Source organism: Bacillus sp. BK450 (assembly GCF_004364885.1).
Taxonomy (GTDB): Bacteria; Bacillota; Bacilli; order Bacillales; family Bacillaceae; genus Bacillus; species Bacillus safensis.
Map to the genome: position 1 here is coordinate 42,192 of NZ_SOBQ01000008.1, position 13,123 is coordinate 55,314.

General features: G+C 40.4%; 16 protein-coding genes and 1 rRNA gene. 1 reads left to right on the forward strand and 16 read right to left on the reverse strand.

Translation table 11 applies throughout. The annotated features are described in order from the left end of the window. Nucleotides 1-11: 11 nt before the first annotated feature. The gene (locus EV579_RS18245; RefSeq protein WP_133744993.1) at nucleotides 12-779 is read right to left on the reverse strand and encodes a TatD family hydrolase; all 768 of its coding nucleotides are present in this window, start codon (nucleotides 777-779) and stop codon (nucleotides 12-14) included. Nucleotides 780-860: 81 nt separating this feature from the next. Next, a complete protein-coding gene (gene metG, locus EV579_RS18250) occupies nucleotides 861-2,861 on the reverse strand; it encodes a methionine--tRNA ligase (RefSeq protein WP_024427203.1) in 2,001 nt (666 codons plus the stop codon). A gap of 520 nt (nucleotides 2,862-3,381) precedes the next feature. Here metG and EV579_RS18260 point away from each other — a divergent pair. Continuing rightward, on the forward strand, nucleotides 3,382-3,672 hold the full coding sequence (locus tag EV579_RS18260; RefSeq protein ID WP_087975202.1) for an AbrB/MazE/SpoVT family DNA-binding domain-containing protein: 291 nt from the start codon (nucleotides 3,382-3,384) through the stop codon (nucleotides 3,670-3,672). Between the two features lie 45 nt (nucleotides 3,673-3,717). Here EV579_RS18260 and rsmI read toward each other — a convergent pair whose 3' ends face one another. The 14 genes from rsmI to rrf form a co-directional block, all read right to left on the reverse strand. Next, nucleotides 3,718-4,599 (reverse strand): 16S rRNA (cytidine(1402)-2'-O)-methyltransferase, encoded by an 882-nt coding sequence (gene rsmI, locus EV579_RS18265; RefSeq protein ID WP_133744995.1) that lies wholly within the window; start codon nucleotides 4,597-4,599, stop codon nucleotides 3,718-3,720. Continuing rightward, complete coding sequence (locus EV579_RS18270) at nucleotides 4,574-4,873, reverse strand: GIY-YIG nuclease family protein (RefSeq protein WP_133744998.1); 300 nt, start codon at nucleotides 4,871-4,873, stop codon at nucleotides 4,574-4,576. Before EV579_RS18270 ends, rsmI begins: the two co-directional genes overlap by 26 nt. Further along, complete coding sequence (locus EV579_RS18275) at nucleotides 4,860-5,603, reverse strand: tRNA1(Val) (adenine(37)-N6)-methyltransferase (RefSeq protein ID WP_024427205.1); 744 nt, start codon at nucleotides 5,601-5,603, stop codon at nucleotides 4,860-4,862. The genes EV579_RS18270 and EV579_RS18275 overlap by 14 nt, the downstream gene beginning before the upstream one ends. Before the next feature lie 55 nt (nucleotides 5,604-5,658). Further along, nucleotides 5,659-6,012, reverse strand: coding sequence for a DNA replication initiation control protein YabA (yabA, locus tag EV579_RS18280; RefSeq protein ID WP_024425629.1), 354 nt, complete (start codon nucleotides 6,010-6,012; stop codon nucleotides 5,659-5,661). A gap of 14 nt (nucleotides 6,013-6,026) precedes the next feature. After that, nucleotides 6,027-6,854, reverse strand: coding sequence for a competence/sporulation regulator complex protein RicT (gene ricT, locus EV579_RS18285; protein WP_024425628.1), 828 nt, complete (start codon nucleotides 6,852-6,854; stop codon nucleotides 6,027-6,029). A 2-nt stretch (nucleotides 6,855-6,856) separates the two neighbouring features. After that, nucleotides 6,857-7,846 (reverse strand): DNA polymerase III subunit delta', encoded by a 990-nt coding sequence (gene holB, locus EV579_RS18290; protein ID WP_024425627.1) that lies wholly within the window; start codon nucleotides 7,844-7,846, stop codon nucleotides 6,857-6,859. Nucleotides 7,847-7,857: 11 nt separating this feature from the next. Further along, on the reverse strand, nucleotides 7,858-8,298 hold the full coding sequence (locus tag EV579_RS18295; RefSeq protein ID WP_039175878.1) for a YaaR family protein: 441 nt from the start codon (nucleotides 8,296-8,298) through the stop codon (nucleotides 7,858-7,860). Between the two features lie 12 nt (nucleotides 8,299-8,310). After that, complete coding sequence (locus EV579_RS18300) at nucleotides 8,311-8,640, reverse strand: cyclic-di-AMP receptor (RefSeq protein ID WP_024425625.1); 330 nt, start codon at nucleotides 8,638-8,640, stop codon at nucleotides 8,311-8,313. Between the two features lie 79 nt (nucleotides 8,641-8,719). Next, complete coding sequence (gene tmk, locus EV579_RS18305; protein ID WP_025093510.1) at nucleotides 8,720-9,358, reverse strand: dTMP kinase; 639 nt, start codon at nucleotides 9,356-9,358, stop codon at nucleotides 8,720-8,722. After that, a complete protein-coding gene (locus tag EV579_RS18310; RefSeq protein ID WP_133744996.1) occupies nucleotides 9,355-10,764 on the reverse strand; it encodes an aminotransferase class I/II-fold pyridoxal phosphate-dependent enzyme in 1,410 nt (469 codons plus the stop codon). Before EV579_RS18310 ends, tmk begins: the two co-directional genes overlap by 4 nt. Before the next feature lie 77 nt (nucleotides 10,765-10,841). Beyond that, nucleotides 10,842-11,906, reverse strand: coding sequence for a toxic anion resistance protein (locus tag EV579_RS18315; RefSeq protein WP_133744997.1), 1,065 nt, complete (start codon nucleotides 11,904-11,906; stop codon nucleotides 10,842-10,844). A gap of 18 nt (nucleotides 11,907-11,924) precedes the next feature. Then, nucleotides 11,925-12,539 carry a 5-bromo-4-chloroindolyl phosphate hydrolysis family protein gene (locus EV579_RS18320; protein WP_024425621.1) on the reverse strand — a complete coding sequence of 205 codons (615 nt, stop codon included), beginning with the start codon at nucleotides 12,537-12,539 and terminating at the stop codon, nucleotides 11,925-11,927. A gap of 128 nt (nucleotides 12,540-12,667) precedes the next feature. Further along, nucleotides 12,668-12,859, reverse strand: coding sequence for a sigma factor G inhibitor Gin (locus tag EV579_RS18325; protein ID WP_024425620.1), 192 nt, complete (start codon nucleotides 12,857-12,859; stop codon nucleotides 12,668-12,670). A 171-nt stretch (nucleotides 12,860-13,030) separates the two neighbouring features. Next, nucleotides 13,031-13,123: ribosomal RNA gene (rrf, locus tag EV579_RS18330) — 5S ribosomal RNA — on the reverse strand; the annotation flags it as partial.

Sequence of the window (13,123 nt, forward strand, 5' to 3'; positions counted from 1 at the left end):
ATCATATACTGTCAGTTTATACGGAAAACTTTTTTTGCATTTTTTGTTGTCAATTCAGCAAGCTCTTCAAATCTGATTTCTCTCAGCTCCGCAATCTGTTCTGCAATATATTTGACATAACTTGGCTCATTACGTTTCCCTCTAAATGGCACTGGCGTTAAGTATGGGCAGTCTGTTTCAATCAAAAGTTTGTCACTCGGTATCTCCTTTACAACTTCCTTTGGCTTTTTGGCATTTTTAAATGTCACGGGTCCACCGAATGAAATATAAAAGTTCATCTCCATACACGCTTTTGCAGTTTCTAGACTGCCAGTAAAGCAGTGCATAATACCTCCAACTTCAGCTGCTCCCTCTTCCTTTAAAATCGTCACAACATCTTCCGTTGCGTCACGATTATGAATAACGATTGGAAGCTTCACTTCCTTCGCAAGAGCAATTTGGCGTCTAAAGACTTCCTTTTGCACATCTTTTGGCGACTTGTCCCAATAGTAATCCAGACCCATTTCTCCAATCGCAACCACTTTTTCGTGTTGAGATAAATCTTTGATCCAAGCCAAATCCTCATCTGTCATATCAATAGCATCGACTGGATGCCAGCCGATAGCTGCATATATGAAATCATACTCCTCAATTAATTCCATCGCTCTCGTAATTGTTGGGCGGTCAAACCCTACCACCACGATTTTCTCAACTTTTTCGCTTTTTGCTCTTTCGATCACCTGTTCTAAGTCTTCATTGTATTGTTCTGCATTCAAGTGGGCATGTGTATCAAATAACATGGTTGATTGCTCCTTTCGACAATTCTGCTAAAAAACAAAAGGTGTTCGACGAAATGTTACACGTGGAACACCTTTGTTGATTTATAAAATTTTTGTTCCATTTGCTAGAGTTTGATCTACTTCAAGAACCTGCAATTTCCCGCCTGTTTCTCCAGTTAAAATCATTCCCTGGGAAATTTCCCCTCTGAGTTTAACTGGGGTAAGATTTGCTACGCAAACAAGCTTTTTCCCTACTAATTCTTCTGGTTGATAGTGCTTGGCAATCCCAGAGACGATTTGTCTTTTTTCAAATCCAAAATCAAGCTGAAGCTTTAAAAGACGATCCGCTTTTTTCACTGGGGCTGCTTCCAATACCTGTGCAACTCGAAGATCAACTTTTGAGAAATCATCAAATGCAATTTCTGCTCCCAGCTCAGGTAATTCCGTTTCTTCGATTTCTACTTTCTCTTCTTCTACCTTAGGTGCACTTCCCTGCATTTTTTCTTTAATGTAGGCTACTTCTTCTTCAACCTCTAAACGCGGGAATAAAGGCTCTCCTTTTTGTACCGTTGCTTGTTGAATCGCACCAAATGATAGGATACTATCCCAGCTTTTGAGCTTCTCTTCTTCAATTCCAAGCTGGAAGAAGATTTTCTCAGGTGTTTTCGTTAGGAACGGCGTTAAGAGTACTGCAGTGATTCGAAGTGATTCTGCTAAATGATACATAACAGAATGCAATTCTTTTCGTTTTGTTTCATCCTTTGCCAGCACCCACGGGGCTGTTTGATCAATATATTTATTGGTTCTGCTGATTAATGTCCAAACATTTGAAAGAGCCACAGAGAATTCAAGATTTTCCATCGCTTCTTCATAGGCTTTGACTGTTTGTTCAGCTACTGCTTTCAGCTCTTCATCGAACTCATTAACAGGACCTTTATAGCTGCTTAATGTGCCGTCAAAATATTTTTGGACCATCGCAACTGTACGATTAAGCAAGTTACCTAAATCATTGGCAAGGTCATAGTTTACACGTTCCACGAATCCTTCTGGTGTAAACACACCATCTGCACCAAATGGTACTTCGCGAAGCAGGTAATAACGAAGGGCATCGAGGCCATAGCGATCAATTAATGTGACCGGATCTACCACATTCCCTTTTGATTTAGACATTTTGCCATCTTTCATGAGCAGCCAGCCGTGTGCGAAAATTTGTTTCGGCAGAGGCAGATCTAATGCCATCAACATAATCGGCCAATAAATCGTATGGAAGCGTACAATTTCTTTTCCTACGAGATGTACGTTGGCTGGCCAATATTTTTTATATTTTTCATCTTGATCTGTTCCATAGCCAATCGCAGTTAAATAGTTGAATAACGCATCAATCCATACATAAATGACGTGCTTTGGATTGTTAGGAACTTTAATTCCCCAATCAAAGGTTGTTCTTGATACTGCTAAATCCTCTAAACCTGGTTTAATGAAGTTATTAATCATTTCATTCTTTCTTGATTCAGGCTGAATAAACGATGGATTCTTTTCGTAATAATCGAGCAAACGGTCCGCATACTTACTCATACGGAAGAAATATGATTCCTCTTTAATTAATTCAACAGGGTGGCCGCTGTCAGGGCTTTTCCCGCCAATGACTTCCCCTTTCTCATTACGCTCAACATCAACAAGCTGTGTTTCCGTATAGAATGTCTCATCAGGAATACTGTACCAGCCCTCATATTGATCTAAATAAATATCGCCTTGATCAAGCAATTTTTGGAAGACTTGCTCAATGATTTTCGTATGTCTTTTTTCTGTTGTACGGATGAAGTCATCATTCGAAATGTCGAGTTTCTTCCATAATGATTTAATGTCTTCAACGACTGGATCTAAATACTCGATCGGTGTGATATTTTGTTCTTCAGCTTTTTGCTGAATTTTTTGTCCGTGCTCATCTGTACCTGTTAAATACATCACATCATAGCCTTGAAGACGTTTATAACGAGCCATAGCATCTCCTGCTACTGTCGTATAAGCATGTCCAATATGTAATTTTCCGCTCGGATAGTAAATAGGTGTTGTCAGATAAAACGTTTTTTTCTTTTCCGGCATGTCGGAACCTCCTGCGTGTGTGTAAATGTCAAAAACTCCCGCCCAATGGACGAGAGCGGTTATCATCATTACATGAAAATGTGTCAGATCAATTCATTTAATTTTGCACTTGTGCTTTCTCTATGATACCATCTTAGCCTTTAAGATCAAGCATATATACATAGAACAAGATGAAATGATCGAAAAAGATGAGTTTTTCGAAAAAAACGACAAACCCGTCGACATTTTGTCGAATATTGTCGTATTAAATCTATTTCCAGATTTACAATTGGCTAAATTAGGGCAAAAGTCTTGTTAATCTGATCTCGTCATTTCTTATATTTTCATAGGAAAAGCCTACAAAATCCTTATACACCAGTAGTTTCAAGGTCTTTTGACTTTAAGAGTCATATTTTACAAACAATAGTAAACAAAATGATTGACGATTTATGGAAACCTTGTTATGCTAGGAATGTAAGGAATTTGTCGAATAATGACGAAGATAATATTATTTTAAGAATAAGAACTTTTTGGGAGGAGAATGAAGATGAAATCTACAGGTATTGTACGTAAAGTTGACGAATTAGGGCGCGTGGTGATTCCAATCGAACTTCGCCGTACGCTAGGAATCGCTGAAAAAGACGCTTTGGAAATTTATGTTGATGATGAAAAAATTATCTTAAAAAAATATAAACCAAACATGACTTGCCAAGTAACAGGTGAAGTATCAGACGATAACCTTAAACTTGCTAATGGTAAATTAGTTCTTAGCCGTGAAGGTGCAGAGCAAATCATTAACGAAATCCAAAACCAACTTCAATCACAAAAATAAGGTTCATATAAAAAAGGTTCTTGCACCGTTTGCAAGAACCTTTCTTTATTGTTCAATATGATAGGCATCGTATATCGTGCGCTTTGGCACACCACGTTCGACAGCTGTACGCTTAATGGCTTCCTTCGACGTTAATCCTTCTTCTATGTAATGGATCACATGTTCTTTTTCAGATAAGGACGTCCACCATGCTTCTTCATTCATCTCTTCTTCAGCTTGATCATTTCCTTGTACCACAAGACAGAACTCACCTCGGATTTGATTCTCCGCAGCCCATGTCATCACAGACTCTAAATCTCCACGAATAAACTCTTCGAATTTTTTCGTCAGTTCTCTCGTAATGGCGATGTTCCGGTTCCCCCACACTTCCTTTATCAAAGTCAGCGTTTCTTTTAATCGATGGGGTGCTTCATAGAAAATGATCGTTTCTTGGCGTTTCTTCAAGGCTTCAAGCTGCTTTTTCTTTTCTTTTTTTTGACGGTCGAGAAAACCGTAAAAGAAAAATGGCTGAGGTGCGATTCCTGATGCAATGAGTGCCGTTAGTGCAGCATTTGCGCCAGGTAACGGAATGACATAGCCTCCGATGCTAGTAAAATCTCGAACCACTTCAGCCCCTGGATCTGAAATCGTCGGTAAACCAGCATCACTCACGAGTGCGATATTTTTCCCTTCTTTTAGCCATTCGATTAACTTGTGGCCGCTGCTGTCTTTGTTATGCTCATGATAACTCGTTAATGGTGTATCAATCTCGTATACATGACAAAGCTTTTTCGTTTGCCTTGTATCTTCTGCGGCAATATGGTCTACATCTTTTAATGTTTGTATCGCTCGGAACGTCATATCTTCTAGATTTCCAATCGGGGTTGGAACGAGATAAAGAATGCCCATATCAGATTGACCATCAAAGCTTTTCTGTGTCTTTTTCATGTGCCGCCTCCTTTTCCATTCGCATTTCTTCTATATAAATGTCTTTCTTTTTCCGCGTCCACGTTTTGAAACGATATTCTTGCTGCATGGCTTCTCTTTTGGTTGCAAAACATTCATGATAAAAAAGCTCAACCGGCCGTCTCGCTCTTGTATACTTTGCTCCCTTTCCACTATTGTGGGTCATCAATCTTTTTTTTAAATCATTTGTATAACCCGCATACAGGCTGCCATCTGCACATTTTAATACATAGAAATAATGATTATGCTTCTCCATACAGTATCGTCCTGATTTCATCTGTATACTCCTGATCTTCCCCATAAACAAAAAGAGGCGGGAGAATTTTCAGATCTGGTTTTCCATCTTTTATACCCTCTACCAAGATGGTATTGGCTTCTTTCCCTTGTTTGGGATAAACAAATTGAATTCGTTTTGGCTCTATTCGGTATTTCTTCATTAATTCCACAATCTCAAGCAGCCGTCCTGGTCGATGAACCATCGCCAGTTTCCCCCCTTGCTTTAGCAGCGTTGAAGAAACACGAATGACATCTTCTAATGTACAATGAATTTCATGCCGTGCAATCGCCAAATATTCATTTTCATTGATTTCATCCTTAGAGGGTGTCTTAAAATATGGCGGGTTACATGTAATTACATCAACTTTATGGTTACCGTAGCGTTCCGGCATATCATTCAAATCACCATGAATCAATTCGATCTGGTGCGCAAGTTGATTATACTCCACACTTCTTTTTGCCATATCAAACAGCCGTTCTTGGATTTCAACCCCCGTAATCGAGGCCTTAGAACGAGTTGAAAGCAGTAATGGCACGATGCCATTTCCGGTACAAAGATCAATGATCTCTCCTTTTTGGATTGGCACATACGCAAATTTAGCTAATAACACTGCGTCCAATGAAAAGGCAAACACAGTTTTACTTTGAATAATCTTCATATCTTCGGCGAGCAGGTAATCTAACCGTTCATCTTCTCTTAACGAAACCATGATGTATCCTTTCTTTTCCTGTGAAAAAGGCTCCCGATTCAGCGGAAGCCTTTTCTCATTTTTTATTTAAAAATGACAGACAGAACAAACAGTCTCCCTCTTTACGAATGCTCCCATAATGTACATTACAAATATGGAAGCCCTCCTGATATAACCGGGCCAGGTTATCATGACCTTCTCCTATATCAGAATGACTTGGCTTCTGGGCAGAATCATTCTCTGCCTCAGACGATTTGTCTCGATCGGACTGATCCAGACGTTCACGCAAGTGCTGATTCTCCATCTGCAGCTGATGATTTTCTTCAATCACTTCACCGATATGATTTTTCAAATCACCTAACTGGCGATAAAGAGAACCGATTTGTTCTTCTAAATTAATCACCGTATCAAATAGTTCCTTTTTATCCAAGGTGGCACACCTCGTTACTCAGTTGTTTGTGCAGATACAACGCCTTCTTGTAATAATTCTTCCCATGTATATTCTATCACTTTTTCTTGCCCGGTTAATTCGACTTGCAAAATTCGTTCTAAAATATTGAGCCCTACTACCTTTGCAGAGCCATTAGACGTCTGAATCGTTTCGCCGATATCCGGTAATTGTTCCTTCGCTGTTTCATACTCATCATTCTCATATTTCAAGCAGCACATCAAACGTCCGCATAGGCCTGAAATTTTTGTCGGATTTAACGACAAGTTTTGATCCTTTGCCATCTTAATCGACACTGGTTCAAAGTCTCCTAAGAATGTCGAACAGCAAAGCATTCGCCCGCAAGGACCAATGCCGCCAAGCATTTTTGCCTCGTCTCTTACGCCAATCTGGCGAAGTTCAATTCTCGTTTTGAAGATTGATGCAAGATCCTTCACTAGCTCACGGAAATCAACTCTCCCATCTGCTGTGAAGTAGAAGATGACCTTGTTTCGGTCAAATGTAAATTCAACATCAACCAATTTCATTTCCAGCCCATGTTCACTTACTTTCTGAAGACATGTATCAAAGGCTGTCATCGCTGCTTCTTTGTTTTCCTCAACGATGAGCCGGTCACGTTCGTCTGCTACACGAATGACTTTACGCAGAGGGAGAACCACATCGTGTTCATCTACTTTTTTGTTGGCGATGACCACTTGTCCGTACTCAACCCCTCTAACCGTTTCTACAATGACACAACTATCATTTTCTATATGAAATCCATTAGGATCGAAATAATAGATTTTGCCCGCTTTTTTAAAGCGAACACCAATTACGTTGTACAAGCTTATCCCTCCTGCAACATCAACACCAATTGCTCCATCAGCCCTTGGGCATTCACGTTGGATTGAAGTCTCTTTTTCGCTTCTAATACAGCAAGGATCTGGCTGGTCACCATCTGCTGTGTGGAATGCAGCGCATGCTGCTTCATTGTCTGGAATAAGTCTTGATAAATGACTTTATCTTCATTTCCTATTTGAATCGACAATACATCACGATATATAAATAAAAGCATATCCAGACCTGTTTCTTGAAGGTCTTTCTCTTTGAAAAAAGGCATCCATTGATCCTGTATATAAAAAAATGCATGTTCTTTTCGCTGGTGTAAGACTTCATACAATTTTATCACTTTCGCTCTAGACTCTGCAAACTGATCATTTCGACTTAATTCGAGTGCTTCTGCTAAATTATTGGTTAAATTCGACAAAAGCCTTGCGAGATGCTGAGATACGCCTTCTTGTAAAAGCTGCTGCTCTAAGGATTGTGGCTGCAGCGGCTGAAAGCTGAGCATCTGACATCTTGAAATAATCGTATCCAGCATTTTATGCGATTGCTCAGTGATTAAAACCGCCATCGTTTCCCGATTAGGCTCCTCTAGGAACTTCAATAAACTGTTCGCGGCATTGACCGTCATTTTGTCCGCATGAAGAATAATATACATTTTCCGGTGAGATTCTACACCTGCTTTTGTAAATTCCTCTTGCAATGCCTGCACTTGCGCCTTCTTAATTGATTGGCCATCTGGCTGCACAAGATGTAAATCGGGATGGTTTCCTGATGCAATCCTTTTGCAGTTTTGACAGGATTCACATGGTTTCACTCCTGATTCCAAACAAAAAAAGCTCTTAGCCAAAAGCATCGCTGCATCCAGTTTTCCGGTTCCTTTTTTTCCTTCAAATAAGTAGGCATGCGCAAGTCGGTCTTTATCAATACTATTAAAAATCAGCCGCATGACGCGCGGCTGCAAATCATTCATGTCATCCCAGCTAATTGCCATGTTATCACTCTCTATGTGTAAAGGTTAATCAATAAACCTTTTATTTCTCCAATACGTTCAAGCAAATCAATAGATGGTTTCTCTTGATCCATCATTTCCTCGGTTAATTCAATCAGCTTTTCATCTAAGGCTTTGACCAAAGCAAGTGTACGTGTGTTGCCATAAATGTCAAAGCTCCTTGATGTTTCTATATTTAAACCATTATCGACTGTCTCTTTCACAAAGCGCTTCACCAGTCCTTTAAACCTAGCCAAATCCTTTAGGTTTCGTGACTTTGCGAGCTTTTTACCGAACACTTCGATATCACTGAGCATGACCGTCAGCTGTTCTAAGCGCAGTTTGCCGCTTTGCGTCTCCATCGAAGCTTTAAAGGAAGCAGATGTTTGGTTTCCTTTCAATGCTTGAAGTTCACGCTTTTCTAGACGCAGCCGCATATCTTGATTAATTTTCACAGCAACCCATCCTTAAAATTGATGAAATTGTTCAACTGGCAGAATAAAAACAGTAGCTCCGCCAACTTCAACCTCAACAGGGTATGGTACGTATGAATCTGCATTTCCACCCATTGGGGATACAGGCGCGATCATTTGATCACGTTTACGGCAATTTTCTTTTATAAGCTGTAATGCTTTATCCACTCGGACATCATCACAACCAATAATAAAAGTCGTATTCCCAGACTTTAAAAACCCACCAGTTGAAGCTAATTTTGTCACGCCGAAATGATGTTCAGTCAATATTTTCAACAACTTGCTGCTATCTTGGTCCTGTACAACGGCAACAATTAATTTCATTTGATTGGCCTCCTTTATTTTAGGCACAGATGACATGCCGATGTCTTCCTCTATATTATAACAACGATTGGGAATTAGGTCATATTTGATTTTGCTTTAATGTGTCCTGAATCAATTGAAGGACTTCTTCATAGACAGCCTGCATCGGCTGAGACGCATCCACTACACGAAATCGTTCTGGCGATTGAGCAATAAGCAGTTCATAGCCTTCTCTGACAAGCTGATGGAAATTCAGCGTCTCCATGTCTAATCGATTCTTTTCTCTCCCCTGATTGGCATTAATTCGCTTTAGCCCTTCCTCAGGTGTAATTGAAAAATAAATGGTCATTTGCGGCATCGTGCCATTGATAGCAAAGTCGTTAATTGACTTTACTTCTTCAATCCCAAGCCCTCTCGCATAGCCTTGATAAGCAAGGGAGCTATCAACAAAACGATCACATAAAACTGTCTGCCCGCGCTGTAATGCCGGTTCTACCTTCTCAGCCAAATGCTGCCTTCTTGCGGCTGCATACAGCAAAGCTTCTGTTTTCGCATCCATTTTTGTGTTTTTTTCATTTAAAATGACTTCACGAATCTGCTCTGCAATGTCAATGCCGCCAGGCTCACGTGTCGCCATCACTGCATATCCTTGGCGTTCCATTTCTTCATACACTTTTCGAATCACTGTCGTTTTTCCGGCACCCTCTGGCCCTTCAAACGTAATAAACATACCGCTCATAGTGTCTCCTCTTCTATATAAACATATAATTTTCTCTGATGAATCACCTGACTGGCTTGAACATGAACCTGATGTCCAAGCAAACGGCTTAAAGCCGCAATCTGATCGATTTCAATACGCTCTCCCTTAACGATCAAAGGAATACCCGGTGGATATGGAATCACCGATTCTGCACTAACCCGTCCTGCTGCATGTTCAAATGGGACGGCTTCTATATCCTGTCTATGCTCCTCGTTGTCATCAGCCAGCGCCTCTCTTAGGAAATGATCTTTTCCTTTGAGCAATGAATTGCTTTGATTAAGGGCCTGCTCTATTCGTTTAAAAGGTATATCCTTCTTCTGTTCTAAACCAAAGACAAGTAAAACCTGATGTTCGTCGGCAAGCTCTGGGTGAACCTCCACTGATTCAAGTACTCGTTTTAGTTCATAGCCAGTCAGCCCTTTTGTTGAACGAATCACACATTTTAATGGATCGTTAGAAAGCAATTCAGACTCGACCACTTCAAGTTGAGGTATACGGTTGAACTCATTTTTCAGCTCTGCCAGCCCTTTCATGATTCCATCCAAGATCTCTTTTTTCTTGATCTCCTCGACATAAGCTCTTGCCACATCTAATGAGGCCATAATTGGATAGGATGGAGAACTGCTTTGAAGCATCGCGAGGAATGTTTTCAAACGTTTTGCATCCATTCGCTCCCCCTGTAGATGAAGGTAGGATCCCATCGTCATGGCCGGAAGGGTTTTATGTGCTGATTGTACCACCACGTCAGCTCCATAGGAAAGAGCAGATGGAGGAAAAGCGCCGCCTAATACAAAATGTGCACCATGTGCCTCATCAACTAAAACGATCATGCCTGCTTCGTGGCACATATCAATCAGCTTTGATAAATCAGCTGCATGTCCGTAGTAGTTTGGATAAGTCAAAACGATCGCCCGGCAATTAGGATGTTTGGCAATGGCTTTTTTGACTGTTTCATCCGTCACATGTGTTGGAACATGCAGGTGTTGATCTATCTCAGCTTCTACCATAATAGGCGTTGCTCCTGCAAGCTCAATTGCATGGTAAACAGACTTATGACAATTTCGCTGGACGAAAATCTCATCTCCCGCACGACAGGCTGCCATCACCATCGCTAAATTTCCGACAGTTGTCCCATTCACAAGAAAAAAGCTTTGATCTGAACCATATAGCTTTGCCAATAAATGTTCAGCCTCTTGAATCACACCAGTTGGATGATGGAGATCATCTAATCCTTCAAGTTCTGTTACATCCAGCTGAAGAATTGAGTCATAATAAGTCCGTGCCTCATCAAAAAAGACATCTCCATTGTGATGTCCTGGAACATGGAAAGAATAAGGTTTCTTTTCCGCATGTTGTGCTAATGCTGTATATAAAGGTGTTTTCAAACAAATCGACCCTTTTCACTTTAACGATATCTTATGTCTATTATAACGTTCATACAAGGGAACCGAAAGATGGATTCTCATTCCTTTATTGGCTGGTGATTCGCCAGCTGCTGTTCTGCCTCATACATGCTGTTTTTCAATTGGGCTCGCTCTTGGCTTCCATGCTCTTTTACCTGTAACGTTTCCTGTAGGGTTTCAGCTAATTGGCGTTGAACCTTTTTCAACGTATCTATAGGTGCAAAAGCTGCCTCTTCAAGAAGCTCCCCCTGCTGCTTTGATACCTTTTCATATGTTTTTTGGATTCGATTCTCAAGAGCTGAATTGGCACGCTGTTGAATATGCGTTAATGCAATCGACATTTGGTTGATCCATAGAGGAATAGATGCAGAAACTGTTGATTGAATGTGATTGGCCAATGTATGATTCGTATGCTGGATCATTCGAATTTGGGCATTACATTGCAACGCAATTTGCCGGCTTAGCAGCAAATCATATTTCCGTTCTTTCAACCTCTCCATATATTCTTCTGCATTGACTTCCTGACTCATCAATTGCTCCTCTATAGTCCGATTACCAATCTGCTCCGGTTCTGATATGATCTGCTTCTCTAAAGTGGTCATTTTCGCTTCAACTGCTGCAACCTGCAGCGTCATCTCTTGGAAAAAAGTTTGATTTTCTTCAAATAAACGCTCTAATAACATATGATCCGAAATTAATCCGCCTTTTGCGTAACGAAGCCTTGCTGATAATCTCTCGATCTGTGATTTTGCATGTTGAAAACGCGATATGATTTCCTGAGTAGAACGCTTCTCCCGCCGAAATAACTTCGAAAAAAAGCCCTGCTTCTTTGGCAGTAAGTCCTCCGGTTCTACTACATGCAGCTGGTGCAAAAAGGCCTCAAGCACGTCTCCTATTTGATCGATATCTTTTTTCTCAACATATTTCATCATTTGTTGTGATTGTTCCAATAATCGTTCCTGAACACGTGTACCAAAGAAAAGCAGCTTTTGCGGATTGTCAGGGATCTGCTCAGCACGCTGTATGGCTACTTGTTTCTCCTCATCAGATAAGGTATCAAACACCTGAAACTGAAGATCTGTAGTGGAAGCAGGTGCTGTTGGGATGTGATCTTCTGGTTTCATTACGTTTGACTCCTTTCATTATTTCTTTATCATTTTATCTGCCACTTCAAGCTCAATATGAAGGGCTTCTATGTCTCTTCCTAATACTTGCTGCAAATCATTCGTCAATTGCTTTTGCAGTTCTGTCAGCGTCACTCGAGTTTGGCTTAGTGTCATTTCCAGCTCATGACTGCGATCAGGCTGGTTATACAATAGTGCATATTTTTCAGTTAGTTCAACGACAGAATCCAAGCTTTCAAAATAAAAACGTTGTGCATCATAAAACCGGGTCGGCTCTTTTTTTGTAATCGTATAGATTCGTCGTGCAAGTCGGAGAATTTCATAATTATGTTTGATCGTCTGTACGTTCTTCACAGCAAATAAAGCCTTCTTTAAACGTACGAGCTTTTGTCCTGCTTCTTTTAAATGCTGTTTGATATATACATAATCACTACGAGACAGTCCGTGTTTCTTTAAAAACAACTGGAAAGCAACCCATCTGCTCCCTGCAAACATCACGCCCCACCCCATCATCGCATACAGTATCGATAATCCAACATGATGATGGAAAACCCCAATACTGACGGTTAAAATCACAAGCGAAAAAAAAGTAGAGAGGATGGCCCATATAAATGTATAAAAGATTGATTTCATGTTCATCGACTCCTATGAATAATCAGGCTCTCTGTTTATCTTATTATTAATTACGGATGATGTCCAAACTAAGTTCCAAAAAACAGGCCCAATCCTCCATAGCTCATAAAAAAAGACCATCTAATGGTCTATGAATACAAAGGCGGCGTATGAAGATTTTTTAGCTTTCTAACATAATCGGCATAGCTAGGATCCGAGGTCGATGTAGAAATTAACTTTCTCTCACATTCTCGGCACAAAAACTGATGATATAAATAAATTCCCTTTGTTTTTTTCTCTTCACAAATCAAACAAATCGCTTCTCGCTCTTTTTTGCTCATTGTGACACCTCCACTTATAGCTTCAGTATGCCCTAGCGCTTTCAATTGTATACAAAATTAAGAATGTTTTAGATGGTAGTTTAGTATATGTATCCATGTCAGATCGAGTGTTTGTTCCTTTTCTTAAAAAACAAAAAAGACCAGTTCCGACTGGAACTGATCTTTATAGAAGCTTGGCGGCGTCCTACTCTCACAGGGGGAAACCCCCAACTACCATCGGCGCTGAAGAGCTTAACTTCCGTGTTCGGTATGGGAACGGGTGTG